Raw genomic sequence first — 26989 nt, forward strand, 5'->3', positions numbered from 1 at the left:
ATGCCATCCATTACTGTGAAGTTATTTGAAGGCCGTACTGTAGAAAAGAAACGTGAACTGGCACACGCTCTTACCGCTGAATCCTGTCGCGTGCTGGGCTGTAAACCCGATGCCGTTGACATCGTTTTCGTTGATGTTAAACGCGAAGACTGGGCCACTGCAGGCGTGCTGTGGTCTGATAAATAGCAAGTCAGCTCCAGAACACGGCCCTCTCGGCCTTGCCCCCGCTATCACTCAAGTGATGACGGGGGCATTTTTATCTAAGCCACCTAACATACAGAAGAATCGAATACTACTAGGTTATTACCCAAGACTCCTTTAAGAACGCCAAACACCGTTAAGCACATAACAATGCTATGACAGCGCAGCCGCCGAATGGCGTGACTTCAAGCTGTGACGCGTTTGCCGCCACTGGGCTATACGCATTTTCTTATGTCACTTATCCATGCTTAGGCGCTTTCAGTAATAAAGCCCATCCGATACCTTAATGCCCGTACGCTGCCAAATACCGCAGTGGCGCTACGGACTGAGATCAGTTAGGTAACTTGTCTGAGAATCGGCACCGTATTACTAAGGAGACTCATGATGTCAGAAGCAACAACGGCAAGTTCAACGCCACCTTGCGGTGGAGTCGATGAAGTTTTGCCTATAGGCCGCTTGTCCACCCTGGGCTTGCAGCATGTAATGGTGATGTATGCAGGCGCCGTAGCAGTTCCCCTCATTATTGGTGATGCGCTTGGCCTGACAAAAGAACAAATCACAATTCTTATTAACGCTGATTTGCTGTGCTGTGGATTAATTACTCTAATCCAGGCGTGGGGCGTAGGTATTTTTGGAATCCGCCTGCCTGTCATGATGGGCGTGTCGTTTGCCGCTGTAACCCCCATGATCGCCATTGGCAGCAACCCTGAACTTGGATTAACCGGCATTTTCGGGGCATGTATTCTTGCCGGACTGTTCAGCATCCTGATTTCGCCAGTTTTCAGTCGGCTCATGGGTCTGTTTCCCCTGTAGTCACCGGCACTATCATCACTGTGATCGGTATCACCTTGATGCGTGTCGGTTTAGGTTGGGTAGGTGGTGGTAAACCCATGATCCCGGACGAAGCTGGTCAGATGATAGTCAATCCCGCCTATGGATCAATGGAAAACCTGGGCATTGCCTTAACCGTGCTTGTCATTATTTTACTTATTACCAAATATGCACGTGGCTTCTTGTCGAACGTAGCGGTCCTGATCGGTCTGGCAGCGGGATTCCTGATTTCGCTGGTAATGGGACGTATCAGTTTCGAGGGTATCAGCGAAGCATCCTGGGTGGCGGTAGTAACTCCCTTTCACTTCGGCCTGCCTACCTTTAACTTCGGGGCTGCAGCAGTGATATCGCTCATCATGATTGTCATCATGGTCGAATCATTAGGCATGTTTATTGCCCTGGGCGAAATCTGCGAACGCCCACCGTCACGTAAAGATCTGGTTCGTGGATTGCGCACCGACGGCCTGGGTACTCTGGTAGGAGGCATCTTAAACACCTTTCCACATAGCTCATTCTCACAAAACGTGGGGCTAGTCAGCGTGACGGGTGTACGCAGCCGCTGGGTGTGCGTGATGGGCGGTCTGTTTTTGATTGCTTTGGGCCTGTTCCCAAAAATGGCATTCGTGGTCGCCTCGATTCCTTTATACGTTCTAGGAGGTGCCGGGATCGTTATGTTCGGTATGGTTGCGGCCACCGGCATTAAGATTTTATTGTCAGCCGACCTGCACTCAAACCGCTCTAACCCGTACATCGTTGCCATCAGCCTGGGTTTTGGCATGATCCCCTTGGTGGCTGAACAGTTATTTCATCAGATGCCTGAAGCACTGGCACCTTTGCTACACAGCGGAATCCTGTTGGCAGCGGTCTCATCCATAGCGCTTAACCTGTTCTTTAACGGAATGAGCTATGCGGCCAAAACGAAACCCACCGCCGCAAATACTACCTCCCAGGCCAACGCCACTGATGAGTTAGAGGGCAAGCGCGGGCAATTGGCTACTTCACAGCATTAAAGGTAGCATCCTGTCGACCCGGCTACTGCTTGGCCGACAGGATTCACCACAGCGCTTTATAAGGTGTTTGACTTGCAGACTCCTTATAAAGCTGTAGTGTTGGGCACCGCTACAGCGATAACAGCAACCCTAAAGTTGCAAATAAAACTATAAGACGAGCCCACGTCGACAAACTAGGAGAAGACATGAAACTGCGTTCCGTCAAAATGATGGCGCTAAGTTCTGCTATTGCCCTGAGCGCATCAGCATCACTGGCACAAGCCGCTACCTGGAGCGATACTTTTATTGGTTATCGTTACGGTACTCAATTCACCGAGCCGACTAACGACCAAAAAGTTAAAAAGCACGTATTACAACTCACACATGTCAGTGGTTATTCAATAGGGCAAAACTTCCTGAATATCGATGTGCTTCAATCCGATAAAAAAGATCCGACCAGAGCAGACGGGGATAACGGCGCTACTGAGGCCTATCTTACCTATCGGCATCAGCTTCATTTAGGAAAGGTACTCGACAAAGACTTGTCCTTTGGTCCTGTTAAAGACATAGGCCTGACCGCGGGCTTCGACCTCAATACCAAAAACAATACTTTCGCTTCACGCAAACGATTGCTGGTAGTCGGTCCCACCTTAAGGTTTGATGTACCCAAGGGTTTTGTGGATCTAAGCCTGCTCTACGGTAAAGAATGGAATCACTGTGGACTGGGCGCCCCCGCCTGCGAAAAAAGCCGTATCACCTTTGATTCCCAGTTCATTGCCAGTCTCGCATGGGGGATCCCTTTCGACGCCGGCGCAGTACCGCTTAAGTTTCAAGGTTTCGCCAACTGGGTGGGACCTAAAGGCAAAGACTATGTGGGCGTAAAAACCAAAGCTGAGATTCTGGTACGCACGTCGCTAATGGCAGACGTCGGTAAGCTAGCCTTTGATAAAAAAGATACCCTCTGGGTAGGTGTAGGCTATGAGTTCTGGAATAACAAGTTTGGGAACCGTTATTACGGAGATGGCACCAAAAAAGCCGGCATCCGTACCAACGCCCCTACCCTGCAAGTCGAGTGGCACTTTTAGCACTTTCGGCATGAACAGCCCCCTGCCCACAGCGTGGTCTGTTTAGCACTGAAATACGCTATCCAGGAACAATAGCAAAGGCCGCAATTCACACTGCGGCCCTTTTTGCTGGCATACAGGCCCAGTCGATACTTATTTGACCTTAATAAGCCCTTAGCTGACCTTAAGAAAGCATATAGGCTTAAGGCAAAATTTCGCCTTCCCAATACCCCGGCTTATTATAAATATTACGCAGGAAATCAATAAACCGCCTGACCTTGGCTGGTAAATATCGCTGTTGCTGATAAACAGCCTGTATGTCGTAACTGGGCAAAGCGTAGTCGTCCAGAACCGTTACCAGTTCACCACGCTTCAGCTCGGCCTGAATCTCCCAGGTTGACCTCCAGCTTACTCCCCAGCCTTGCTTTACCCACCCATATAGCAGCTCGCCATCATTGCAGTCCAGATCGCCATCAACCCGTACCGCAAAGGGCTTGCCATCGCGCATGAAGGTCCAGCCACGCTGCTGCCCTCCTTGCAGATTAAATGCCAGGCAATTATGCCGTGCCAAGTCCTCGGGCACCCTGGGCACGCCGTAACGCTCAAAATACGCGGGAGTCCCGCAGACTACCCTGCTGTTAGGAAACAGCCTGACCGCAACATAATTGGGGTCTGTGACCTCGCCAATTCGTATCGCCATGTCATAGCCTTCACGCACCAGATCAACAACGCTATCCGTGAAGTTAAACGAGAGCTTAAGCTCGGGATAGCGCTCCTTGAACAGCAAGGCATGAGGCGCCACATGTCGGCGGCCAAACGCTGCTGGTGCCGACACCACCAGATGTCCGCGCACAACCTTGCGTTGCGCACTAATACTGGCCTCGGCCTCGTCAAAGTCTTTGAGTATCTGACGACACTGCTCTAAAAACTGCTCGCCCAGATCGGTTAGTGTTAGCCCGCGCGTCGACCTATGCATGAGGCGCACGCCCAGGCGTTTCTCTAATGTATCAAGACGACGCCCCATAACGACGGGAGTTACCCCCTCAACCACTGATGCCGCGGCAAAACTGCCTTTTTCGGCCACCAATGCAAAACTTCGGATTTCTGTATATCGGCTCATTCAATACTCCAAGTATCGATAGAAGCAATGCTATCACTATTTCTAAGGTAGCCCTGCTCTCTTTATCATGAATACAACTACTTTCAGTTGATTCGATACCCTAGGAGACTTGAATGGCCCGAATGAGAGCTATTGACGCCGCAGCAGCCGTACTTCGCGCGGAAGGTGTTTCTACCGTTTTTGGCGTGCCAGGTGCCGCTATTAACCCACTATATTCCGCCATGAATAAGAATGGTGGCTTCAATCACATTCTGGCGCGCCATGTCGAGGGAGCTTCACACATGGCCGAGGGATACACCCGGGCCGCACCAGGCAACATTGGTGTTTGCATCGGGACATCAGGCCCGGCAGGCACGGATATGATTACCGGTCTGTACTCTGCTTCAGCCGACTCCATACCGATTCTATGTATTACTGGCCAGGCTCCCCGGGCCCGTCTGTACAAAGAAGACTTTCAGGCAGTAGATATTGAATCTATTGCAAAGCCGGTCACCAAGTGGGCGGTAACCGTGCGCGAACCTGCCTTGGTGCCTTTTGTATTCCAGCAGGCATTTCACGTTATGCGTTCGGGCCGTCCCGGCCCCGTGCTGATTGACTTGCCGCTTGACGTACAATTGGCTGAAATTGAATTTGATATCGACACCTACGTGCCACTGGAAGTGTATCGCCCAAGCGCTACCCGCGCCCAGGCTGCCAAGGCTGTGGAAATGCTCAACGCTGCCGAGCGCCCGCTGATCGTATCTGGCGGCGGCGTAATCAATGCCAACGCCAGCGCAAAACTGCAGGAGTTTGCCGAACTCACCGGTGTACCGGTGATCCCAACGTTAATGGGCTGGGGCACCATTGCTGATGATCATCCTCTGATGGCGGGAATGGCCGGTTTGCAAACCTCACACCGCTACGGCAACGCCTCTGTACTGGCTTCCGACTTTGTCATCGGTATCGGTAATCGCTGGGCTAACCGCCACACCGGCTCCGTTGAGGAATACACCAAAGGACGCAAGTTCGTTCACATTGATATCGAACCCACACAAATTGGCCGTGTATTTGGGCCTGACTTCGGTATTGTCTCGGATGCAGGAGTAGCCCTGGATCTGCTCATTGACGTAGCCAAAGAGCTTAAAGCCAACGGCCAGCTAAAAGACCGCAGCGCCTGGGCTGAAGAATGTCAGCAACGCAAGCGCACCATGCAGCGCAAAACAAACTTCGATAACGTGCCGATGAAGCCACAGCGCGTTTATGAAGAAATGAATCAGGTGTTTGGACGCAATACGCGCTATGTCAGCACCATCGGCTTATCGCAAATCGCCGCCGCCCAGTTCTTGCACGTATATGAAGCTCGAAACTGGATTAATTGCGGTCAGGCTGGCCCCTTGGGCTGGACCATTCCGGCTGCCTTGGGTGTAGTTGCTGCCGATCCCACAGCAGAAGTCGTGGCGATCTCAGGTGACTACGACTTCCAGTTCATGGTCGAGGAGCTCGCCGTAGGTGCCCAATTCAAACTGCCCTACATCCAGGTTCTGGTTAACAATGCCTACCTGGGCCTGATTCGCCAGGCGCAGCGTGGTTTTGACATGGATTATTGCGTACAGCTGGCCTTTGACAACATTAATGCCCCCGAAACCAACGGCTACGGCGTCGACCACGTGAAAGTCGCCGAAGGGCTGGGTGTGAAGGCCATACGTGTACACTCGCCAGAGCAAATTCAGCCCGCTTTCGAACAGGCCCGTAAATGGATTAAAGAGTTTCAGGTTCCTGTTGTGGTTGAGCTTATTCTCGAACGCGTTACTAACATTGCCATGGGTACCGAACTATGCAATGTCAATGAATTCGAAGATTTGGCAATTTCCGCTGCCGATGCGCCTACAGCTACACTGCCTATCAGATAATCTGCATTTTATTCAGGAGTTCTAACTATGCCAAAATTCGCCGCCAATCTGACCATGTTATTCAATGAGGTCGATTTTCTAGAGCGCTTTCAGGCCGCAGCCGATACCGGTTTCAAAGGCGTGGAATACCTCTTTCCCTACGACTTCGATAAAAACACCTTGGCAGAATTGCTGCAAAAGCACGGGCTGACGCAGGTGCTGCACAACCTGCCAGCTGGCGATTGGGCTGGCGGCGAGCGTGGCATTGCCTGCTTGCCCGACCGTATCGACGAGTTCCAGCAAGGCGTGGAGCAGGCAATTGAATATGCAACTGCTTTAGAGTGCAAGCAAGTTAACTGCCTGGCCGGTATACGTCCCGACGGCGTTGATGACGACAAGCTACAGCAAGTTTTTGTCGATAACCTGCGCTTCGCGGCGAATAAGCTTAAAGACGCCGATATCCGTCTGTTAGTCGAGCCTATCAATACCTTTGATATTCCTGGTTTTTATCTAAACCGTACCGAGCAGGCTGCTGCCTTGCTCGATGAGGTTGGCTCAGACAATCTCTACATTCAGTACGATATCTACCATGCACAGCGTATGGAAGGTGAGCTGGCCAACACGATAAAAAAACACTTGCCGCGCATAGCTCATATTCAAGTGGCGGATAATCCTGGCCGCGCAGAGCCTGGCTCTGGCGAAATCAATTACGAATGGCTGTTTAGACACATTGACAACGCCGGTTACGACGGCTGGATCGGATGTGAATACAAGCCAGCCGCGGCGACTCGAGACGGTCTGGGCTGGATCAAAGCCTTGTCTAGCTAAACATAACGAAATTCATTCAATCATATTCATACTGGAGATTTAAGCATGGCAAAAGTCGGATTTATTGGATTGGGCATCATGGGCGCGCCAATGGCGGTCAACCTGGCTAAAGGCGGACACGAACTCTACACCTACACGCGCGGCGAGACCCCAAAAACGGTGGTCGAAGCAGGTGTAACGCTATGCGGGAATGCCACCGAAGTTGCCAGTCAGGCAGACATAATCATCACCATGGTTCCCGACACTCCTCATGTCGAAGACGTTCTCTTCGGCGAAAACGGAGTAGCAGCCGGCCTGAGCGCAGGAAAAATCGTTGTCGACATGAGTTCTATCTCGCCAGTCGCCACTAAAGAGTTTGCAAAGCGCATCACCGAGCTGGGCGCTGAATACCTCGACGCTCCCGTATCTGGCGGCGAAGTTGGCGCTAAGGCCGCTTCACTCACTATCATGGTAGGCGGCAAAGACCAGACCTTTGAAACCGTTAAGCCTCTGTTCGAGCTCATGGGTAAAAACATTACCCTGGTAGGCGGGTACGGCGACGGACAAATCACCAAGGTAGCCAACCAGATCATCGTCGCCCTCAATATCGAAGCCGTAGGCGAGGCCTTGCTTCTGGCCGCCAAAGCGGGAGCTAACCCCGCCAAGGTTCGCGAAGCGCTAATGGGAGGCTTCGCTAATTCCAAAGTGCTTGAAGTTCATGGCGAGCGCATGATTAAGCGCACTTTTGACCCGGGCTTCCGTATAGAGCTGCATCAAAAAGATCTGAACCTGGCACTTACTACTGCCCGCCAAGTCGGTGTCTCCTTGCCGAATACCGCCAACGCTCAAGAACTGTTCAACTCTTGCGCTGCCAATGGCGGAGCCGCCTGGGACCATTCTGCGCTGGTTCGTGCTCTCGAAATCATGGCTAACTACGAGATCGGCCAATAAGATCAAGCAGTACAAAAAGGCGGGTAGTACCCGCCTTTTTAACGTATTAGGCAATAATACCTTGCTGAGAGGCGTCGCCCTCAGCGATAAGAAGCGTCAACAGGCCAGAGCATGGCCAGGTCGGCAAACAGACACCAGACCGTACTGTATTATCAAGCTTTGGCAAAAAGCATCCGTAGAATAAAAAAGGAGCCTGCTACATGAATATCGCGCCGCGTAAACTGCTTGAGGATATGTTCGACGCCGCAGTGAAAGCCGCACAGCCAGAACGTTGCATCCCCCTTTTCTCCCCAGGCCACCTAAAGGCCGAACCATCGTTATTGGAGCAGGAAAAGCTTCGGCCGAAATGGCGCGGGTACTGGAGACCAACTGGAAGGGCTCACTCGAAGGCGTTGTCGTCACGCGATACGGGCATGCTGTTCCGTGCAAGCGTATAAAAATAATCGAAGCCGCGCACCCGGTTCCCGACGATGCCGGGCTGCGAGCTTCAAAAGAACTGCTCAACGCTGTTAATAACTTGAGCGCAGATGATCTAGTCATTTGCCTGATTTCAGGTGGCGGATCGTCGCTACTGCCCATGCCGGCCGACGGCGTAAGCCTGGAAGACAAACAAGACATCAGTCGCGCGCTCTTGAAGTCCGGCGCCAACATCACCGAAATGAATTGCGTTCGCCGTCATTTGTCGGGAATCAAGGGCGGCCGCCTCGCAGCCGCCTGCCATCCAGCCCAAGTGCTGAACCTCCTCATCTCGGATGTTCCTGGCGATAACCCGATGGACATTGCTTCTGGCCCTACTGTGGGTGATCCAAGCTCTTGCGCCGATGCGCTGGATATTATCCGTCGCTACAACATCGAACTGCCTCCAGGTGCTCGTCGATTATTAGAGTCCGGCGAAGGGGAAACCGTTAAAACAGATGACCCTCGGTTGGCTAAGGTCAGTACGCATCTCATTGCCACGCCCCAGTTAGCGCTGTTAGCCGCTGCTGAAGTCGCAAAAAAGCCGGTATCAATCCCGTTCTGCTAGGCGACAGTATCGAAGGTGAAGCCAAGGACGTAGGGAAAGTCATGGCGGGCATCGCCTTAAGCGTACGTGCGCACGGCCAGCCCGTACAACCCCCTTGCGTTTTGCTCTCTGGTGGAGAAACCACAGTCACCGTCCGCGGCGATGGCCGAGGCGGCAGAAATGTAGAGTTCCTCCTGGCGGCTGCAATCGCCTTGAACAAGGCCGACGGCATCTATGGCATGGCAGGCGATACTGATGGCGTTGACGGACAGGAAGAGATCGCCGGCGCCCTGTGTACCCCCGACACCCTGAGCCGCGCCTGGGAGCAAGACATTCATCCGCGCGACTATCTTGACAACAACGATGGTCACGGCTTTTTTGAGGCGCTGGACGACTCGGTGGTCACGGGCCCAACCCTCACCAACGTCAACGACTTCCGCGCCATCTTAATCCTTTAACCTTCTTTATCATCCCTTTAATACACAAGGATTCATCATGAAAGCAACAAAGCAATTAACCCTGGCAGACCTGAAAATCATCGCCAGCGCAGCCGAAGCCGAAGCCCTGAAAAACAACTGGGCCGTCTCCATTGCCATCAGTGATGCCGGTGGTCATTTGCTCTGGTATCAACGTCTGGATGGTGCCCCTGCCATGAGCTCGCTGGTTGCTCCTGACAAAGCACGCACCAGTGCCTTGAGCGGCAAGCCCAGCAAGGTATTTGAAGACATGGTCAACAACGGCCGTACTGCAGGTCTGGCCATGCCTATCTCAACACTGGAAGGCGGGGAACCTATTTTGATTGACGGCCTCGTTATCGGAGCGGTGGGCGTATCAGGCGTTAAAGCCCCTGAAGATGCCCAAATTGCACAAGCCGGTATCAAGGCATTGCTCGACACGGTTGTTTAACAAAGGATAAAGCATGAGACGACAGCGACGTTCCCGTATTTTGGCCACCTTGGGGCCTGCCAGCTCCACACCTGAGCGCATCCGCGAATTATTCGAAGCCGGGGCTGATGTTTTCCGCCTCAACTTCAGCCACGGCACACAGGCCGATCATGCTGAACGCTTGAGAATCATTCGTGAGCTTGAAAAAGAAAGCGGCAGGACCATCGGCGTGCTGATGGATTTGCAAGGACCAAAACTACGAGTAGGCCAAATCGAAGGCGGTAAGGTCCAGCTTGAAACCGGACAGAAATTCAGACTTGACCTTGATGCCACAACAGGCAACAACCAGCGCGTCAATCTTCCTCATCCGGAAATATTTGCCGCACTGGAGGCAGGTACTGATTTGCTGCTTGATGATGGCAAGCTACGTCTGCGCGTCGACAGCTTTGCTGAGGATCACGCTGAGACCACTGTCATGGTCGGTGGTCCGCTCTCTGACCGTAAAGGGGTGAATGTTCCTGGAGTGGTCCTGCCCATTTCACCCCTTACCCCTAAAGACCTGGACGACCTGAAGTTTGGTCTATCCCTGGGGGTAGACTGGGTTGCCCTATCGTTTGTTCAGCGTCCCTCCGACATTACGGAAGCACGTGAACTGATCGGGGATAAAGCCTGGATTATGGCCAAGCTTGAAAAGCCTTCTGCCATGGAGCACCTGGATGACATCGTACGTCTGTGCGACGGCGTGATGGTCGCCCGCGGAGACCTGGGCGTAGAGGTTCCACCGCAGTCTGTACCTGTATTGCAGCGTAGGATCATTACATCGGCACGCACCCATGGCCGTCCCGTGGTGGTCGCCACACAGATGCTTGAATCCATGATCAGCTCGCCAGTACCTACCCGGGCAGAAGCCTCCGATGTAGCGACCGCCATTTATTCAGGCGCCGATGCCGTAATGCTGTCAGCAGAATCGGCATCCGGAGAGTTCCCGCTGGAAGCCGTGGGAATCATGGACAGCATCATTCGTGAAATAGAAAACGACCCTGAATGGAGCAAAGGGCTGGAAAGCAGCCATATTCCGTCAGAAGCCAACACCCCCGATGCCATTTGCTGCGCACTGCGTCGTGTCACCGACATTCTTGAACCGGCAACCACCATCGCCTACACCACAAGTGGCTTCAGTGCGCTGCGTGCGAGCCGCGAGCGTCCCTCTGCACCCATCATGGCGCTGACCCCTAGCCTGGACACCGCTCGCCGCCTGGCGATCGCCTGGGGCATACATGCCATTCCGTTCGAACACGTCTCCGATGTCAGCGAAATGGTGTTACACGCCACAAAAATCGCGGAGCGCCATCAGTTTGCCAACAAAGGCGACACGGTAGTGATTATTGCCGGCATACCATTTGGACATAGCGGAAGCACCAACCTGCTGCACGTTGCAACGATTCCGTAGCATTTCAACAGAGTATGTCCAACACCCGCGAACAAAGACTCAGCAAAAAAAGATAAAAAAAGCCCGAGATCCAAAGATCTCGGGCTAAATCCACCAAAGGAGGAGGGTGGAGGAGACAACCGGGGCATGTCGGGCTGCTAAGGGTTTACCTGAGCCAAGGAATAAAATTAGGGTTATTACCCTTGCTTCCTTTCGACATCCAATGACTAAAGTGTATAACTTTATTTTGTGCAATGCAAGAACATCAATAAAGCTTGTTGTAAATGTCGTATAAAAGCGCCATCACACTTAGAGCATCTTAAGCTATAGCGCCCATGCGCAGCTTATTTCAAACAATGGTTTTAATCAATATACCATCAATGTGATGCAAGTGGTTTATAGAGCCTACGCTTTAGAAACAGCCTGATCCACACTGATCTCAGACCTACACCCGGTAGGCAGATGTAGTCATGACTTTGGACATGAGTTTCATCGCCAGCTTAACGGGCGCGGGCAATGCTGTGGCTCCGTTGTCCTCGGCGGTCGTGCGATGGCCAATTTCATCATCACGCATTTGCACCACAATTTTCCGTGAGCGCAAATCTTGCTGAGGCAAGTCTTTAAGGTGCGCGTCCAGATGCTCTTCGACCTGACGCTCGGTTTCCGCCATAAACCCCAGGTTATAAGGTGTTCCCGCTCGACTGGCTACTACACCGAGTCCAAACGAGGCGGCGTACCAAAGCGGATTAAACACGCTAGGCTTACTGCCTAGTTCCTTAAGCCTGTCGTCGCACCAGACCAAATGATCAACTTCTTCAGTAGCTGCATGGTAGAGCAGCTCTTGAACTTGCTGATCCTTGCAAAACAATGCCTGACCACGATAGAGAGCCTGGGCGCAAATCTCGCCTACGTGGTTCACACGCATCAGGCCTGCTGCGTGCTGTATCTCGTCTGTATCCAGAGAAGCGTCGGCATCGCCAGTATTGCGACCAGCAGGATTGGGCCGGGTGGCCAGAGCGGACCGGCTGAGCACATGCATGGCACGTCCCGCTTCGGTAATCAAATTATCCAGCACATTAACCCGGCGCTCTAGTGCAGGATGTACTGCCTTTGCTAGGTGAGCTTGAGACCCTGCAGCAACGTCGGTAATCGATGAGTTAGTCATAAATATCCTTAGGCAAGCGAAATGTGACTCTATTATTGCTTCAAATAGTGCAGCACTGCTCTGACTTCGGTCAATAACCATAGCAAAGGCAAGGCAATCGCCATGATCACCAAACCAATACCAGCAATTTCCTGATCGCTCTGCAGGTAGAAGTTACATAGCCTGACAGGCTCATCCTGGTACAGCATGCCCACAATAGCGGCCATCCAGGAAAAATTACCCAGAAAAAACAGTTTGATAACAAGATGGGCACGTCGCCACGATTCTACCAGCACCATGCCAGCCACAAACAGCACCACAAACTTCAGCAACTGCATGGTATGAGACACCAGCACATCGTCAAGCGCTTTGGGAATCATCCAATAGCCAGCTGCGAAGGAGGCAAACAGCAAACCAGGCACACCATACTTATTAAAAAAACCGTACCCATGGTACATGGCACCACCCACATAGCTGCGCGAGATCTCAGCCGCTGACAGCGCCAGGCCGGCAAAGACGCCTGAAGCCATTATCCAGGGAATATGCACCAGCATATGCACAGACATGTACTGCGTGAACCAGCTGTTGGCCCACGCTGCAGTAAAAAACAGCATAGCCGACAGCAAACCATACAGAGTAGTCCGCCATGGGTATAGCTTTGAAAATCGCATCATTCTAAAACCTTGATTGCAAGGACACGCAGTGGTTCAGCAGGCGCCGATATACAACGGGAAGAATGGCAGCCAGAAAATGCACAGCCTTACTCAGCGTGGAGGGCCCCAGCGGACGATGTGTCGGAACGAGCAAGCTGTAGAGCGTAGGCCAGGGCGTATTCTGCTTCGCCGTAATCGACAATACGGCCCAACAGCGCCTGGGAAGAAACCACATGGTAGGCTGCGTTGTGCTCAAACTCGCCATAGGGCGCGGGAATCACGATTATTCCGAAGGCCTCAAGCAGCTTGTCCCGCTGCTCGGCATCCTGAATGGTGTAAAAGTCCCATAAGCCTGTCTGGGCTCGCATCAAGTGGCTATAACGCTGTAGCCGATCGGCCGTATCGCTGGGGTCAAAACTAATGCTGACAATACGAACTTCCGTGTCCAGCCCCCGCTCTAGAATAGCGGCCTGCAGTTGCTGCAGTTCGCTTCCCATCGCCAGGCAAAGAGTGATACAGCGCGTATAAATAAAATTGACGATGAGCGTACGCCCATCGTCACGAAGCACCGAGTCCAGCGACTGCACTGTTGCATCACGGGCTATCACCCTGGTTTCAGGCAAGGTCCGTGGTTCATGAGCCACGCTATTGCGACGTGCTGTTTCGGCGGTCAGTGCAGTAAAACCCTCGGTCAACTGATACAAAGCCGCAAAGGCTGTTGCACACACCAGTAACACCGAAAGTAAAAGACGCACCCGGTTACCCTTACTTCATTGCTTCGAGGTCAGCGTCACCGTTCCAGGGCGTAGTACGATCAGCAGTTTCCTCTCGTTGAGCCTGAACAAAAGCGGCGTCAACTGTTTCAGCCTCATTATCAAAGTTCGTACGTAAATGATTCATCAACCCTGCAATTTCAGCATCATTCAGCTTGTCGTCAAAATGGGGCATGGCGCCGTTATAAGTATTGCCCATTACGGTTATTTCACCCGTAATCCCATGCAGCATGATTTGCGCAAGGATCTCAGGTTTACCCACCACCCACTCTGACCCGGCTATAGGTGGAAACACGCCCGGCACACCCGTTCCGGTCGCCTGGTGACAGGCCACACAGTGCGCTGTGTACAGCTGCCCGCCGTCTACTATGCCACTCTCGTCAATCTTAAAATCAACGGCAACACGGTTGTCGCCCATATCTGCGCTGTTACGTAAGTCACTTGAGAAAATGTAATACATTCCCCACATAAACAACGCACCGATGACCAGCAATACCACCATAGGTACTGGCATTCCCTGCTCTTGCGGGTCACTTTTTTCGCGCAATTGCGCTTGAATCTCATTCTTGTCTGTCATTCATCATCTCCGGTGGCCCTGTCATCAGGATGCCACGTGGGCAGCCTGGAATTAATCACGTATTTCGCCATAGGAAGGCGTTATAGGATAAGTACGGTCGAGCGCTAGCAAATAAGCCACGAGATCAAGTGCCTCGGGCTTGGCCACCACCACTTTAGCCTCAGGCGCAAAGCCTGGCGGCAAATTAACCACTTTATCCCCCTCTTCCGCTTCGTCCTTCAATTCGAACAAATACGGATAAGAAGGCATATTGCTTCCCGGCGTGTAGGCACGGGGCTGATACAAATGACCTAATTGCCAGTCAACACTAGGCTGACGAGCGCCAATATTGAGCAGGTCGGGACCTGTACGCATGGTGCCCAGCAGATGGGGCTTGTCGTAGTAATAGTCGCCTGCTACTGAGGCACGTCCCCAGCCTCTCTGGAAGTCAGGCGCTTGAGCCTGACTTCGGGGCTGCTGCGAGTGACAGTACACACAGCCGTTAACAATATACTGCTGACGTCCACGCAACTCGATTGAGGTGTAGGGCTTCAGCCCTTCGGGCGGCTCGACCTTAGAAACCTGCAGGTGAGGCACCACGACCAATGCTGAGGTTGCCAGTGCCAATGTGACCATGGCACCCACTAATAATTTGTATTCGCTATTCATGATTACTGGGCTCCCGCTACATGACCACTAACTTTATCTTCGTGAAATAGCGCAGGGCCAACACGACGATGACCGTGGCGCAAGGCCATGGCAACAAAGTGGAATGCGAAAACCAAATGTCCTATGGTCATCAAACTGCCACCTACCGTACGCGACTGCAGATACGGGATAGTGACATTTACAGAATCCATAAAGGGGCGCGTGGCGTCGAGCATATACAACCCTTGTAACCAGCCGCCAATGCTCAGGCCGATGGCGTAGATACCGAAACCTACGAACACGAGCCAGAAATGCCAGGAAATCAATTTAGGATATGGCCATTCCCACGACAACACCCGGGGCATCACGTAGTAGATTGCGCCAAACATCACCAAAGTAAAGAAGCCATAAAGCCCAATGTGTGCGTGCGCTACCGTAAAGTGCGTAAAGTGAGCAACGGTATTGATGCTACGCAGAGCCTGGAAAGACCCCTGTACGGAGCTTACCGTATACATCATTCCTCCCAGCACGATAAACCTCAGGGTAGGCGAATGCAGCAAGGTACGGAAGTGTCCTGATAAGGTCAGATGCTGGTTTATCGAGAATGCCAACACCGGAATGATCATCATGATGCTCTGTACGATAGACAGAGTCACCATCCAGCCCGGAACAGGACCACCGATCAAGTGGTGACCGCCCACCTGACCATAGAAAAAGGCCAGCCCCCAGAATCCGAGCAACGACAAGTTATAGGAAACAATAGGCTTGCCAATGATTTTTGGCAAAAAGTAATACACTGCCGCAAGCGCCATAGGCGTAAAGAACAAGCCCAGGACGTTGTGGCCGTACCACCAGTTCATCGTTGCCTGTTCCACACCGATGTGAATGGCAGGCATATTACCCACCAGGAACAGCACCGGGAACCAGAACAAAGCGGCACCCATGTACCAAATCGACACGTACAGGTGCTCAACACGGCGATTCTGCAAGGTAAATACCAACGGCAAAGCCGCTAAGGCCCCGCCTACAACAAGCAGAATATCAACTTGCCATGGCATCTCCAGCCATTCCATCCCATCGTTGATACCCACAGCAATACTACCCAGCCCGGCAATGAGACCAGCGTTCCAGAGCATACCGCCCAGGATAGCGAAACGTGCGCCAATCAACTTGGTCTTTAGCAACCGCGGCAGCAACCACATGGCCAGCCCGAAAGAAACCATCGGCGCCCAGCCATAAGCAACAATATTAAGGTGCAAGGTGCGCATGCGGCCAAAGGTGGTCCATGCTTCGCTCACCATAAAATCAGGGGCATGCAGCTTGATGGAGCTGATCAGACCAGCAGCCGATCCCACGACCAGCCAAACGACAGCACAGGCAATGAACATGAAGGCCACGAGGGCTGAGGAACGGTCAGCTTCGATTCGCTCGGCCAGCTCTTGCGTCAGCGTAAGCTTAGCGGCCTCGCCAAGTTCGGGCTGATGGCCCATTTCGTCCTGCAGGGCCTGGCGTTGCGCTGGCGTTGCAGACGGTTCATCCACCTGGCCAACTTCGCCCTCGGAAAATATTTCTTCGGCAGCGTGCGGGTTGGGATCAAAAAGCCTCCAACGTAACGACCAAATGAAAACGAAGAGTCCGGTGACGGACAGAATAAATGCTAAAAGCAGTATGGATACGGTATTCACAATGATCCAGGTCTGGTAAATGTGAAGCAAATAACGCAACTAGCTGGACCAAATACGAAAGTTGGTGGTAGCAGTGCTGCAGGAAAATAGACGTACACGACTAGCGACCTTAAAGGCCGCAAGCATCGGAATCTTAAAACATTTAAGCATCAACCTCCAGAATTACCCTTAGATAAATATGGAATTATTGACTTAAGACAATACGGAGATAACGCAAAACTGATATAGGGTGAACCATTAGACGCGTCTTGTAAATAGCACACTGCTAACATATCCCTGCAGTCGTTGTAATTTGCCCAACATGCCCTACGTACTCAAGCGCAGGCAGACCGCAAAAAATCGCTACAATGGAATGCTGGATCTTCCCTGTTCCAAATATCAACTTTTCAGGAGACTACCGTATGGAATGTACTATTGATTGGGGCGGCCCTGATGGGATGTTATTTGTGGCAACAACGGGCAGCGGCCATGTCACCGCAATGGATGGAGCCCCCGAAGGCGGTGGCCATAATCTCGCTCCCCGCCCCATGGAAATGATGCTGGCGGGCGCGGGTGGATGCGCGGCCTACGACGTTGTGCTAATTTTGAAACGTGGCCGGCATGTTGTGTCAGGGTGTCAGGTGCGGGTTGCGGGCGAACGCGCTGCGACCGATCCCAAAGTATTTGAAAAGCTGCACTTCAGCTTTGTCGTTACTGGAAAAGACCTGCTCGAAAGCGCCGTCGAACGGGCTGTCTCCCTTTCACATGACAAATACTGCTCTGCTACGGCAATGCTAGGGAAAACAGCGGTAATTACCAAATCTATTGAAATACGCGAAGCTTAAACCGCTTTGCGCCAAGGCCCTACCTTATGTACAACGAATACGAAAAACTGATGCGCCATGTGTACGAGCATGGCGTAACTAAAGCCGACCGCACAGGCACCGGCACTCGCTCCGTCTTTGGCTATCAGATGCGTTTTGATCTAAGCCAGGGCTTCCCCATGATCACCACAAAAAAGCTACATACCCGAAGCATTTTTGTCGAACTGCTCTGGTTTCTGCGAGGTGATTCGAATATTCAATGGCTTAATGACAATAACGTATCGATCTGGGACGAATGGGCTGACGCCGACGGCAACCTGGGCCCTGTATACGGTGCCCAATGGCGCTCTTGGCCTACGCCCGACGGGGGCCACATTGATCAGATCACCCAGATTATCGACCAGATAAAAAGCAATCCGGACTCAAGGCGACTGATTGTTTCGGCCTGGAATGTCGCTGAGATAAGCAATATGGCCCTTCCGCCCTGCCATGCTTTTTTCCAGTTCTACGTGGCCGAAGGCAAGCTGTCATGCCAGCTCTATCAGCGCAGCGCCGATATTTTCCTGGGAGTACCTTTTAATATTGCCAGCTATGCCCTGCTAACGCACATGGTGGCACAGCAATGCGATCTTGAGGTCGGTGATTTTATCTGGACTGGTGGCGACTGCCATCTCTACAGCAATCACTTCGAGCAGGTCGAGCTACAGCTTTCGCGCACAGCCCGCCCCTATCCGCAACTGGATATCAAGCGCAAGCCTGATTCAATCTTTGATTATAACTATGACGATTTCGAGATCGTAAATTACGATCCACATCCTCACATTAAAGCACCCGTTGCCGTATGAGCGCTCACAAACCTAAAATTCGAATGGTAGTCGCCTACGCTGCCAATCGCTGTATTGGCAAAGACAACAGCATGCCCTGGCATTTGCCCTCCGATCTCGCTCATTTCAAGCGGGTTACCCTTGGGCACCCCATTATCATGGGGCGTAAAACATGGGAGTCTCTCGGCCGCCCCCTGCCGGGCCGTCTCAATTTGGTGGTTAGCCGGGACCCGGGCTATCTGGCGCAAGGGGCCACCGTCTACAGCTCAGTCGACGATGCCCTGCAAGCCTGCTCCGACAGTGGCACTGAGATCTGCTGCATTATCGGTGGACAACAAATTTTTGCACTGGGTCTGCCTATTGCAGATGAGATTTACGCTACTGAAATTCATGCTGAGATCGAGGGCGATACCTTTTTCCCTGCCTTAGCAGCAGAACTGTGGACCGAATCAGCACGGCAGCCGCAAGCCGAAGAAAATGGCTACCGCTATGACTTCGTGGTATACCAGCGTAAAGCCCCGCACACCTGAATAAGCCGTAATAACTCAGCGAAAAGCCCAAGGTCTCAGTTATCGTCTTTCTGCTGATCATACTGATCAGCATCCAAAAGACCTTCTATGTCGGCCATTGACGTCGGGCGCAACTTAAAAATCCAGCTCTCGTAGGGGCTGGTGTTTAATAGCTCAGGCTGATCTGTCAGGGCTGTGTTGAACTCGACCACTTCGCCGGCCACTGGCGCATAAATATCAGAAGCGGCTTTTACCGACTCAACCACACCAGCCGTATCGCCAGCGCCCAGTTTCACACCGGTTGTAAAGTCACCCACATAAACCAAATCACCCAATTGCTCTTGTGCGTGATCAGTAATACCTACCAGCAATAAATCGCCTTCGGGTAATACCCATTCGTGGGTTTTAGCGTACGTACGATCGTTAGGAAGACTCATCGAAATACCTTCAGAAGATAAAATAATAACTGAGTGGTCAGGCCTACAGGTGACCGTGATATATATAAAAACTACTGAGCACCCACTGCGCGGCCACATGCCACACCTGAGGCCCACGCCCACTGAAAATTATAGCCGCCTAACCATCCCGTCACATCGCAAGCCTCACCTATGAAGTACAGCCCCTTCATACTTTTGGCCTGCAGGGTTTTCTGATTAAGCATTTTGGTGTCCACCCCGCCACGCATGACCTCGGCTTTCTTATAGCCAGCGGTGCCCACAGGATATAAAGTCCATTGATGAATCTGTTCGCCCAGGCTGCGCAAGGTTTTATCTGGAACATCGGCTATGCGTTGCTGGGCCAGGCCCTTGGGTATGTTTTCATTAGCGTCTAACCACTGCTCGATTAAACGCTTAGGCCAGAGCTCAGACAGCACGGTGGCCAGTTGCTGACGATTCCCTTGCTTGGCGGCCACAAGCACAGCAGGCAAATTCACATTGGGTGCCAGATCAATCATAATGTGTTCGCCCGGCTGCCAATAGCTGGATATTTGCAATATGCCTGGCCCCGACAAGCCACGGTGGGTAAACAGTAAATCCTCACTAAATTCCACGCGCTTTTTTGTCGAGTCCTGATTGTAGAGCAGCACCTCCGCTGCCACCCCGCTGAGCGGCGAAAATGAGCTCCAGAGCTGGCTATCGAAATTCAGCGGCACAAGCGCCGGGCGAGGCTCGATAATTTTGAGACCAAACTGGCGGGCCAGGATGAGCGCAAAATCAGTAGCGCCCAGCTGCGGAATGGCCATGCCTCCACACGCCACGACCAGTTCGGATGCGCGAATCAGCCCTTGGGAAGTCTGCAGCTCGAAGCCTTCATTGAGGGCCGCCACAGCATTGACTGAACACGGCATGCGCCATGAAACCGCTCCTTTAGTGCATTCGCTGCGCAATAACTCGATGATAGATTCGGATGAGTCATCACAAAACAACTGGCCTTTGTGTTTTTCATGCCAGGGAATGCGATAGGTATTCACCAACTGCAAAAAATCGCGTGGACTATAAGCGGAAAGCGCTGAGCGACAGAAATTGGGATTTTGAGAGAGGAAATTGGCAGGGGTCGTGCCAATATTCGTAAAGTTACAGCGCCCCCGCCCGATATTCGTATTTTCTCGCCTAACTTTTTGGCGTGGTCGATTAATACAACACGAAGACCGCGCTGCCCGGCCACGCTGGCCGCCATCATGCCGGCTGCTCCGGCACCAATGACGGCAACGTCGTACTGACTAGTTGCCATGTACTACTCGCGAATACAATCTACGTAGTAGCGAAGATCGCCCCTATCATCGATATCCTGAGCAAGCCCGTGCACATAAGTCTCGAAGCCTGGGAACTGCGCATTGAACTCGCGTGCAAATTGCAGATAATCAACAATCATGCGATTAAAGCGCTCGCCGGGTATCAACAGCGGAATACCGGGTGGATACGGCGTCAGCAATACGCCCGTGACACGGCCCTCAAGATCATCAATGGTGACACGCTCGATTTCCCGATGAGCCATTTTGGCATAGGCGTCTGAAGGCTTCATCGCTGGCACCATATCGCTTAAATACACTTCGGTGGTCAAGCGGGCCAAGTCGTATTTGCGGTAAACCTCGTGAATACGCTGGCACAGGTCGCGCAAGCCAAACTGCTCGTAGCCGGGCTGGGTCTTGCAGAAGTCTGGCAAGATGCGCCATAGCGGCTGATTGCGGTCGTAGTCGTCTTTAAATTGCTGCAACGCAGTCAGAAGAGTATTCCAGCGCCCCTTGGTGATGCCAATGGTGAACAAGATGAAGAAAGAATACAAACCGGTTTTCTCGACCACCACGCCATGCTCGGCCAGGTACTTGGAAACCAATGCAGCAGGAATTCCAGTTTCGGCAAAGGTTCCAGAAATATCCAGACCTGGTGTGACCACCGTAGCCTTGACTGGATCCAGCATGTTGAAACCATCAGCCAGTTCGCCAAAACCATGCCATTCATCGCCTGACTCAAGCAACCAGTCTTCGCGTTGTCCTATGCCGTCGCTAACCAGCTGATCGGGGCCCCAGACCTTGAACCACCAGTCGTCATCACCGAACTCGGAGTCAACCTTGCGCATGGCGCGTCGGAAGTTCAGGGCTTCCTTGATACTTTCTTCGACCAGGGCCGTGCCACCCGGAGGCTCCATCATGGCCGCTGCCACATCACAGGAAGCAATGATTGCGTACTGGGGTGACGTTGAGGTGTGCATCAGATAGGCTTCGTTAAAAACGTTGCGATCTAGCTTGCGCTCTTCTGCATCCTGCACTGTGATTTGCGATGCCTGCGACAGTCCGGCCAGCATCTTATGCGTGGAGTGCGTTGCGTACACCATGGTGTTCTTGCTGCGCGGCCGGTTTGGGCCTATGGCATGCATGTCTTTATAGAACTCGTGAAACGCCGCATGGGGAAGCCAGGCCTCGTCAAAGTGCAGTGTTTCAAGCGTATCGCTAAGCTCATTTTTAATTTGCTCAACGTTATAGATGACGCCGTCGTAGGTACTTTGCGTGAGCGTCAGGATACGTGGCGTTTTATTCGGCACCAAACTGGCAAAAGGATTGGCCTCGATTTTTCGCTTGATACTTTCTGGCGAAAACTCTTCGAGCGGGATTGGGCCAATAATACCCAGGTGATTACGCGTAGGACGTAAAAACACGGGGATAGCACCCGTCATGGTGATGGCGTGCAGAATTGACTTATGGCAGTTGCGATCCACCACCACGATATCGTTATTGGCAACGTTCGCGTGCCAGACAATCTTGTTCGAGGTAGAGGTGCCGTTGGTGACAAAAAAGCAGTGATCGGCATGAAAAATACGTGCGGCGTTAATTTCAGCTTCGGCCACCGGACCAGTATGGTCAAGCAATTGCCCCAGCTCGTCTACCGCATTGCACACATCGGCGCGCAGCATATTCTCACCAAAAAACTGATGAAACATTTGGCCTACCGGGCTTTTCAAGAACGCTACGCCCCCTGAGTGCCCTGGACAATGCCACGAATACGACCCGTCTGACGCATACTTTACGAGTTCGCGGAAAAAAGGTGGCGCCAAACTTTCGAGGTAGGACCGTGCCTCGCGAATAATATGCCGGGCGACGAACTCAGGCGTGTCTTCAAACATATGAATGAAGCCATGCAGCTCACGCAGAATGTCGTTGGGAATGTGCTGGGATGTACGGGTCTCGCCGTACAGATAAATAGGAATGTCTTCGTTGCGGAAACGAAGCTCGCCAATAAAAGCACGTAAGTTCTTGATGATAGCGGCAACGTCTTCCGGCGAGTCGACATCGAACTCTTCGTCGTCGATTGACAATACAAAGGCACTGGCACGACTTTGCTGTTGTGCAAAAGAACTAAGGTCACCGTAACTGGTGACCCCTAGAACCTCGACTCCTTCGGCTTCTATGGCATCGGCTAATGCTCGTATGCCCAGGCCTGAGGCGTTCTCAGAACGGTAATCTTCGTCAATAATGACGATCGGAAAACGAAATTTCATGCCACAGCTCCTAGGTGCGAGGCAGGGTTACACCGGTTTGACCTTGGTATTTGCCACCACGATCACGGTAAGACACTTCACAGACTTGGTCGCCGCCTATAAACAGCATCTGTGCACAACCTTCTCCGGCATATATTTTTGCGGGCAAAGGAGTGGTGTTCGAAAACTCGAGCGTTACATGACCTTCCCACTCGGGCTCAAGCGGTGTCACATTTACGATAATGCCGCAACGGGCATAGGTACTTTTACCCAGACAAATTGTCAGCACATCGCGGGGAATACGAAAATACTCGACCGTACGCGCCAAGGCAAACGAATTAGGCGGAATAATGCAGACGTCCCCCACAAAATCAACGAATGAGCCTTCGTCGAAATTCTTGGGGTCCACAATAGTGGAGTTGATGTTGGTGAAAATCTTAAATTCATTAGCGCAACGTACATCGTAACCGTAGCTGCTGGTGCCATAGCTGACAATTTTACGGCCATCGATAGAGCGGACCTGACCGGGCTCGAAGGGTTCGATCATACCTTGCTCTGAGTGCTGGCGTATCCAGCGATCACTTTTAATACTCATGGGTACCTCTTAAGCGTAAGGCGCTATTTTATTCACTTAATTGAAGATTGCGACAGCAAAGCGCAAATTTGTCGTAATAGTTTTATTCATCACGGGAGAACCAACGATAAATCAAGGCTAAACCATTAACGGTTCCTGCGCTGACCTCAGCAGTCAGTCCGCGGGCAAGCCGATAGCTTGCACGACCAACAGTACCTGTATCGGACAAGGCTTGCTGCGCACTAAGGGTAATATCAGCACTTATCTGCTTGGTGATCTGTAAAAACTGCCGTTCGACGTCGCTGGTAGACGCATCGAGGCCGCTGACGGTACTTTCGACTGGCAAAATACTACCTGCACTACCCAGTTCTCCGGAACGCATCGCGACTTCATCAATGCCAAACTGTCGGTAAAACGGCTCGTCACCCCCAGGAACGATGAGCCCACTGAAAATAGCAACGCCATATCGCCTGATGAATCATCTGAGCCATGACCAAACAGCAACCATGATAGTTTCTCTACATGGTCTACATCGGGATATGAAACCAGATCAATCTTCGGTTTGCGTGCCGTACCCACCACTTTAACACCGGCTTGTACCGCAAGTCCGGTTCTTAAGGCTTCAATGTCCAGGATAGGATTGGCGATGTCGCCCTGGAAAGTAATAGTACCGCGACGCAGCTGCAAGCGCTGCCCGTATTGTTCTATTGCCCCTCCACGGGTGCTTAGCGCGCCTACCCCCGTAAGCGCACCATCAGCCATTGAAACCCGCAGTTGACCTACCAGCCCGGAGTTCACACCGTAGCCCGTTAAATAAAAACGTCTCCCCAGGTCGAGATCAAGATCAATGGTGATATCGGTGGGGGCCTCGACGTCGTCATCGTTTAGGGTTTCTCCTGCCCGTAGAATGACAATATCGCCATCGATAGTCGGGATCCCCCCAGCATATCCAGATTGAACCACCCTGCATCGGCCACGATCTTTCCGCTTAGCGCAATATGAGGCAATACGATATTGGCATTTAGCTTGCCTGTGACCATGGCGTAACGGTCGGCACGCTGCAAAATAGGATAACGGTGCAGGTCAGCTACAAACTGCCCGGTAGATTCCCGTAAATTCCACTGCCCCGTCAGCGTGAGGCTACCACCTTGCGCATCGGGATCTTCACTTACCCAGGTCGCTGTGCGCCATTCTTTAGGCTCGACCCGCAACACGGCCGGAAAATACAACCGGTCGAGAACAAACACATCGTTATCCAGACGAGCTTCAAGAGTGCCATCCAACAGACGGATCCCATCATCCAGACGTGTTAAGCGTAAATTGTCGCCGCGTATGTGACCCTGACTTGTAAAGTCGCCATTGGTGCGCAGCTCAAGGTTCAGGTCGGCGTCTAAGGTACCGCCAAGCTCCATGGCATCGCCCAAGAACAGGCTGGTCCAGCCCAGATCGTCGATATCGGCTTTAAGGTTCGCCTGGATTATGTCAGACTCCAGCACATGAAAGCTCCGGTCAGCACTGTAGCGCAAAATGCTCTCGACTTTGCCTTCAATGCGTCCCATCTCTTGCGTTTCCGCCACCAGGCTGGCGTTTACCTGACTGTTAGAACCACTGCCGGGCGTGATCTTCACCGTCAGGAAGAGATCATTTAAACCTAATGGAAAAGCAGGTTCAGCCGGGACCATGATATCGCCCGAGATACGCTTTACGTTTAGCGTCCCTGCCAAGGCTTGTTTAAAGCTCAAGTTCCAGTCAAGGCCAATAACCAAATCCGCCAGCGGTGCTGGGGCGGTTCGCCGATCTTTTACGCCACCTTGCTGTTCCTGAACCTCGTCCATACCCAGCTTTTTACGTAGCAAGGCGATTCTGGCGGGAGCAATAGCGATAGGGTCGATACTGCCTTGGGTTTGCCAGCCCTCGTCGTCATAACTGGATCCGCCGTGGTCCAGCACGAACCAGTTCTGGTTATCGAGCGAAGTTTGTAAACGCAGCGGGGCCACAGACAATGAAAGGCCTTTATCAGGCGTGGGAAGGGCCAGGCTCAAATCGAATGGCCCCAAGGCCGCCACCGCAATGCCTGCGTGGTTAACAACAAGCTCGGACACTGACCCTTTCCACTGGGCGGGCTGTGAATCAGAAGCCGGCCTAAACTCGCCGCTGGCCTGCACGGCTGCCTCAACCTTACCCTCCCCCACCGTGCCAGTGTTCTCCGGCGTCAAGGCGTACTCTACATTGAGATCGACAACGTGCCTGAGTATCGAGCCGCTAACCGTCCCCCCGGCGTTCAGCGCACCGATTTCTGACAGAGCCTCGCTGACCTGAGCTAATGCAGGAGCATCGATATTGATAGTGAGCTGATCATCGCTCTGCCCCAGCTTCCCTTTGAGTTCTACCAGGTTAGAGCCTAAACGCAGCGACACATCGCTGTCGTTCAAGATATAACCCAGCCAGAACGGCACACCGGCCTCGACCTCGTGCAAGTCAAGATCGACCCTGGCATGGCCCGCCAGCGTTTGCTGATTCCATGACGTAGGCTCGGCAATGTCCAGGTCCAGTTTAAGCGTACGTGGAGTGAAGCCTTCGGATAACAGCACATCATAGGTGCCATCAGCGCTAATAACTGCCGGCAAGGACTCGTCTGCCAGCAACGCCCCCACATTTATATTCTTGCTATGCAAACTGCCTCGTACCCGATCAAAGGCCGTGCCGTCGATGATTTCCTGAGCCCAGTCCAGGTCTACCTCAAGCGCTGTGTCCTCGCCTAAGCGTATTGCGATCTGAGTATCACGCAACGGAAATGCTGCAGTCGGTGCCGCGTTCAGCTTTCCATTGATAGAAATGCCCTGGCCTTCCCCTGCCAGAGCGACCTGAAGGGAATCCAGAGAGCCTTGCACTGTCGTTTGCAAGCTGAAGGCACAATACTGTTCGTCAGTATTGGTTTCTTCAATGAGCTGCTCAAGCTCTGCAAAGTCTGCTTCCCCTTGCCCTGTTTCAAGGGGAGGCGTGGCTGATGCTGATGCCGGCGTCGATGCGGGCCCGGAGGGCACTACTTCCTTCGGCGTGCTTACATTAAGACCTGGCAAATAACGGTCGGCGCACAGCATTGAGTCGGCGTTAGTGCCGTATGCCTTGACCTGCAGCTCAGCGGACATGGGCCAGGGTGCCTCAAATGCATCCAACACCACTGTTGCCTGCGCTTGTGCATGAATCTCTTCGTAGCCAACGTCAAGATGATGAATGTGGGCGATACCCTGATTGTCCCCGAGGGTGAGGTCGCCAACCAGATCGGCCACCGTAATGGGCAAAGGTTCACCTTGCTGGACAAGGTTTAGCTCGCCCAGGGCCAGACGGTCAATCTGAATGCTGACCGGCAAGGCCGGCATTTTGAAGGGCTCGCCATCCGGCTCAGACTCACCATCCAGGCGCAAGGACAGACGATCCACCGAGAGCTCGTGGACGTGTAGCTGACTGTTCCACAAAGCCTTCCAGTCAACACGCAACGCTAAATTGCTAAGCGAGATAGAGGTATCAGGTAAATTGGCTTCGAAGCTGCCTACTTGCAAACCCTCCCAGATGTTGCCACGAATGTCCCGACTTTCTCCGTCCAGTTGATGTGCAGCAGTACGAATCAGCCACTGGGCGCCTGTTTCAGTTGATAGCAGCCAATACAGGAAACCACTGACCGTAAGCACAAGCAGTACGA

At 52.5% G+C, this 26989-nt stretch carries 22 protein-coding genes and 3 pseudogenes; 12 read left to right on the forward strand and 13 right to left on the reverse strand.

Annotation, left to right across the window (positions count from 1 at the left end; translation table 11 throughout):
* From L1889_RS11475 to L1889_RS11485, 3 genes and pseudogenes are all read left to right on the forward strand, one after another.
* On the forward strand, positions 1 to 186 hold the full coding sequence (locus L1889_RS11475) for a 4-oxalocrotonate tautomerase (RefSeq protein ID WP_238665228.1): 186 nt from the start codon (positions 1 to 3) through the stop codon (positions 184 to 186).
* A gap of 399 nt (positions 187 to 585) precedes the next feature.
* Positions 586 to 2042 (forward strand): annotated as a pseudogene (locus tag L1889_RS11480) (nucleobase:cation symporter-2 family protein).
* Positions 2043 to 2227: 185 nt separating this feature from the next.
* Positions 2228 to 3106: a hypothetical protein gene (locus L1889_RS11485; RefSeq protein ID WP_238665229.1), complete on the forward strand. Its 879-nt coding sequence runs from the start codon at positions 2228 to 2230 to the stop codon at positions 3104 to 3106.
* A 181-nt stretch (positions 3107 to 3287) separates the two neighbouring features.
* On the opposite strand, the gene L1889_RS11490 is transcribed toward L1889_RS11485, so the two are convergent.
* The gene (locus tag L1889_RS11490; protein WP_238665230.1) at positions 3288 to 4205 is read right to left on the reverse strand and encodes a LysR family transcriptional regulator; all 918 of its coding nucleotides are present in this window, start codon (positions 4203 to 4205) and stop codon (positions 3288 to 3290) included.
* A gap of 113 nt (positions 4206 to 4318) precedes the next feature.
* Between L1889_RS11490 and gcl the strand changes: the two genes are divergently transcribed.
* The 6 genes and pseudogenes from gcl to pyk all read left to right on the forward strand — a co-directional run bounded on the left by gcl (position 4319) and on the right by pyk (position 11169).
* Positions 4319 to 6094: a glyoxylate carboligase gene (gene gcl / locus L1889_RS11495; RefSeq protein WP_238665231.1), complete on the forward strand. Its 1776-nt coding sequence runs from the start codon at positions 4319 to 4321 to the stop codon at positions 6092 to 6094.
* A gap of 27 nt (positions 6095 to 6121) precedes the next feature.
* Complete coding sequence (gene hyi / locus L1889_RS11500; protein ID WP_238665232.1) at positions 6122 to 6901, forward strand: hydroxypyruvate isomerase; 780 nt, start codon at positions 6122 to 6124, stop codon at positions 6899 to 6901.
* Between the two features lie 45 nt (positions 6902 to 6946).
* Positions 6947 to 7831 (forward strand): 2-hydroxy-3-oxopropionate reductase, encoded by an 885-nt coding sequence (locus tag L1889_RS11505; protein WP_238665233.1) that lies wholly within the window; start codon positions 6947 to 6949, stop codon positions 7829 to 7831.
* Between the two features lie 200 nt (positions 7832 to 8031).
* Positions 8032 to 9292: pseudogene (locus tag L1889_RS11510) on the forward strand (glycerate kinase type-2 family protein).
* A gap of 37 nt (positions 9293 to 9329) precedes the next feature.
* The gene (locus L1889_RS11515) at positions 9330 to 9740 is read left to right on the forward strand and encodes a GlcG/HbpS family heme-binding protein (RefSeq protein WP_238665234.1); all 411 of its coding nucleotides are present in this window, start codon (positions 9330 to 9332) and stop codon (positions 9738 to 9740) included.
* A gap of 13 nt (positions 9741 to 9753) precedes the next feature.
* On the forward strand, positions 9754 to 11169 hold the full coding sequence (gene pyk, locus L1889_RS11520; RefSeq protein ID WP_238665235.1) for a pyruvate kinase: 1416 nt from the start codon (positions 9754 to 9756) through the stop codon (positions 11167 to 11169).
* Between the two features lie 424 nt (positions 11170 to 11593).
* Here the strand turns inward: pyk and coq7 are convergent, their stop codons facing one another.
* The 6 genes from coq7 to L1889_RS11550 form a co-directional block, all read right to left on the reverse strand.
* Positions 11594 to 12313 carry a 2-polyprenyl-3-methyl-6-methoxy-1,4-benzoquinone monooxygenase gene (gene coq7 / locus L1889_RS11525; RefSeq protein ID WP_238665236.1) on the reverse strand — a complete coding sequence of 240 codons (720 nt, stop codon included), beginning with the start codon at positions 12311 to 12313 and terminating at the stop codon, positions 11594 to 11596.
* A 32-nt stretch (positions 12314 to 12345) separates the two neighbouring features.
* Entirely contained in the window at positions 12346 to 12966 is a 621-nt protein-coding gene (locus L1889_RS11530; protein WP_238665237.1) for a hypothetical protein, read from the reverse strand.
* Positions 12967 to 13052: 86 nt separating this feature from the next.
* Positions 13053 to 13700: an SCO family protein gene (locus L1889_RS11535; protein WP_238665238.1), complete on the reverse strand. Its 648-nt coding sequence runs from the start codon at positions 13698 to 13700 to the stop codon at positions 13053 to 13055.
* Between the two features lie 10 nt (positions 13701 to 13710).
* A complete protein-coding gene (locus tag L1889_RS11540) occupies positions 13711 to 14295 on the reverse strand; it encodes a c-type cytochrome (RefSeq protein ID WP_238665239.1) in 585 nt (194 codons plus the stop codon).
* A gap of 51 nt (positions 14296 to 14346) precedes the next feature.
* The gene (locus L1889_RS11545; protein WP_238665240.1) at positions 14347 to 14943 is read right to left on the reverse strand and encodes a cbb3-type cytochrome c oxidase subunit II; all 597 of its coding nucleotides are present in this window, start codon (positions 14941 to 14943) and stop codon (positions 14347 to 14349) included.
* 2 nt (positions 14944 to 14945) lie between these two features.
* Positions 14946 to 16607, reverse strand: a complete 1662-nt coding sequence (locus tag L1889_RS11550; protein ID WP_238665241.1) for a cbb3-type cytochrome c oxidase subunit I — start codon at positions 16605 to 16607, stop codon at positions 14946 to 14948.
* Between the two features lie 401 nt (positions 16608 to 17008).
* Between L1889_RS11550 and L1889_RS11555 the strand changes: the two genes are divergently transcribed.
* Genes L1889_RS11555 through L1889_RS11565 form a run of 3 tightly spaced genes read left to right on the forward strand, consistent with a single transcriptional unit; the run spans position 17009 to position 18764 of the window.
* Positions 17009 to 17431, forward strand: coding sequence for an OsmC family protein (locus L1889_RS11555; RefSeq protein ID WP_238665242.1), 423 nt, complete (start codon positions 17009 to 17011; stop codon positions 17429 to 17431).
* A 26-nt stretch (positions 17432 to 17457) separates the two neighbouring features.
* The gene (locus L1889_RS11560; RefSeq protein ID WP_238665243.1) at positions 17458 to 18255 is read left to right on the forward strand and encodes a thymidylate synthase; all 798 of its coding nucleotides are present in this window, start codon (positions 17458 to 17460) and stop codon (positions 18253 to 18255) included.
* On the forward strand, positions 18252 to 18764 hold the full coding sequence (locus L1889_RS11565; protein ID WP_238665244.1) for a dihydrofolate reductase: 513 nt from the start codon (positions 18252 to 18254) through the stop codon (positions 18762 to 18764). The genes L1889_RS11560 and L1889_RS11565 overlap by 4 nt, the downstream gene beginning before the upstream one ends.
* Before the next feature lie 35 nt (positions 18765 to 18799).
* On the opposite strand, the gene gcvH is transcribed toward L1889_RS11565, so the two are convergent.
* From gcvH to L1889_RS11595, 6 genes and pseudogenes are all read right to left on the reverse strand, one after another.
* Positions 18800 to 19180 carry a glycine cleavage system protein GcvH gene (gcvH, locus tag L1889_RS11570; RefSeq protein ID WP_238665245.1) on the reverse strand — a complete coding sequence of 127 codons (381 nt, stop codon included), beginning with the start codon at positions 19178 to 19180 and terminating at the stop codon, positions 18800 to 18802.
* Between the two features lie 71 nt (positions 19181 to 19251).
* Positions 19252 to 20474 (reverse strand): annotated as a pseudogene (locus L1889_RS11575) (BaiN/RdsA family NAD(P)/FAD-dependent oxidoreductase).
* A gap of 3 nt (positions 20475 to 20477) precedes the next feature.
* Positions 20478 to 22736 (reverse strand): arginine/lysine/ornithine decarboxylase, encoded by a 2259-nt coding sequence (locus L1889_RS11580; protein ID WP_238665246.1) that lies wholly within the window; start codon positions 22734 to 22736, stop codon positions 20478 to 20480.
* A 10-nt stretch (positions 22737 to 22746) separates the two neighbouring features.
* Positions 22747 to 23310: a dCTP deaminase gene (gene dcd, locus L1889_RS11585; RefSeq protein ID WP_238665247.1), complete on the reverse strand. Its 564-nt coding sequence runs from the start codon at positions 23308 to 23310 to the stop codon at positions 22747 to 22749.
* Positions 23311 to 23550: 240 nt separating this feature from the next.
* Positions 23551 to 24252, reverse strand: coding sequence for a translocation/assembly module TamB domain-containing protein (locus L1889_RS11590; protein ID WP_238665248.1), 702 nt, complete (start codon positions 24250 to 24252; stop codon positions 23551 to 23553).
* Complete coding sequence (locus L1889_RS11595; protein ID WP_238665249.1) at positions 24174 to 26978, reverse strand: translocation/assembly module TamB domain-containing protein; 2805 nt, start codon at positions 26976 to 26978, stop codon at positions 24174 to 24176. Before L1889_RS11595 ends, L1889_RS11590 begins: the two co-directional genes overlap by 79 nt.
* Positions 26979 to 26989: the final 11 nt, after the last annotated feature.

Source organism: Paenalcaligenes niemegkensis (assembly GCF_022230885.1).
GTDB lineage: Bacteria > Pseudomonadota > Gammaproteobacteria > Burkholderiales > Burkholderiaceae_B > Paenalcaligenes > Paenalcaligenes niemegkensis.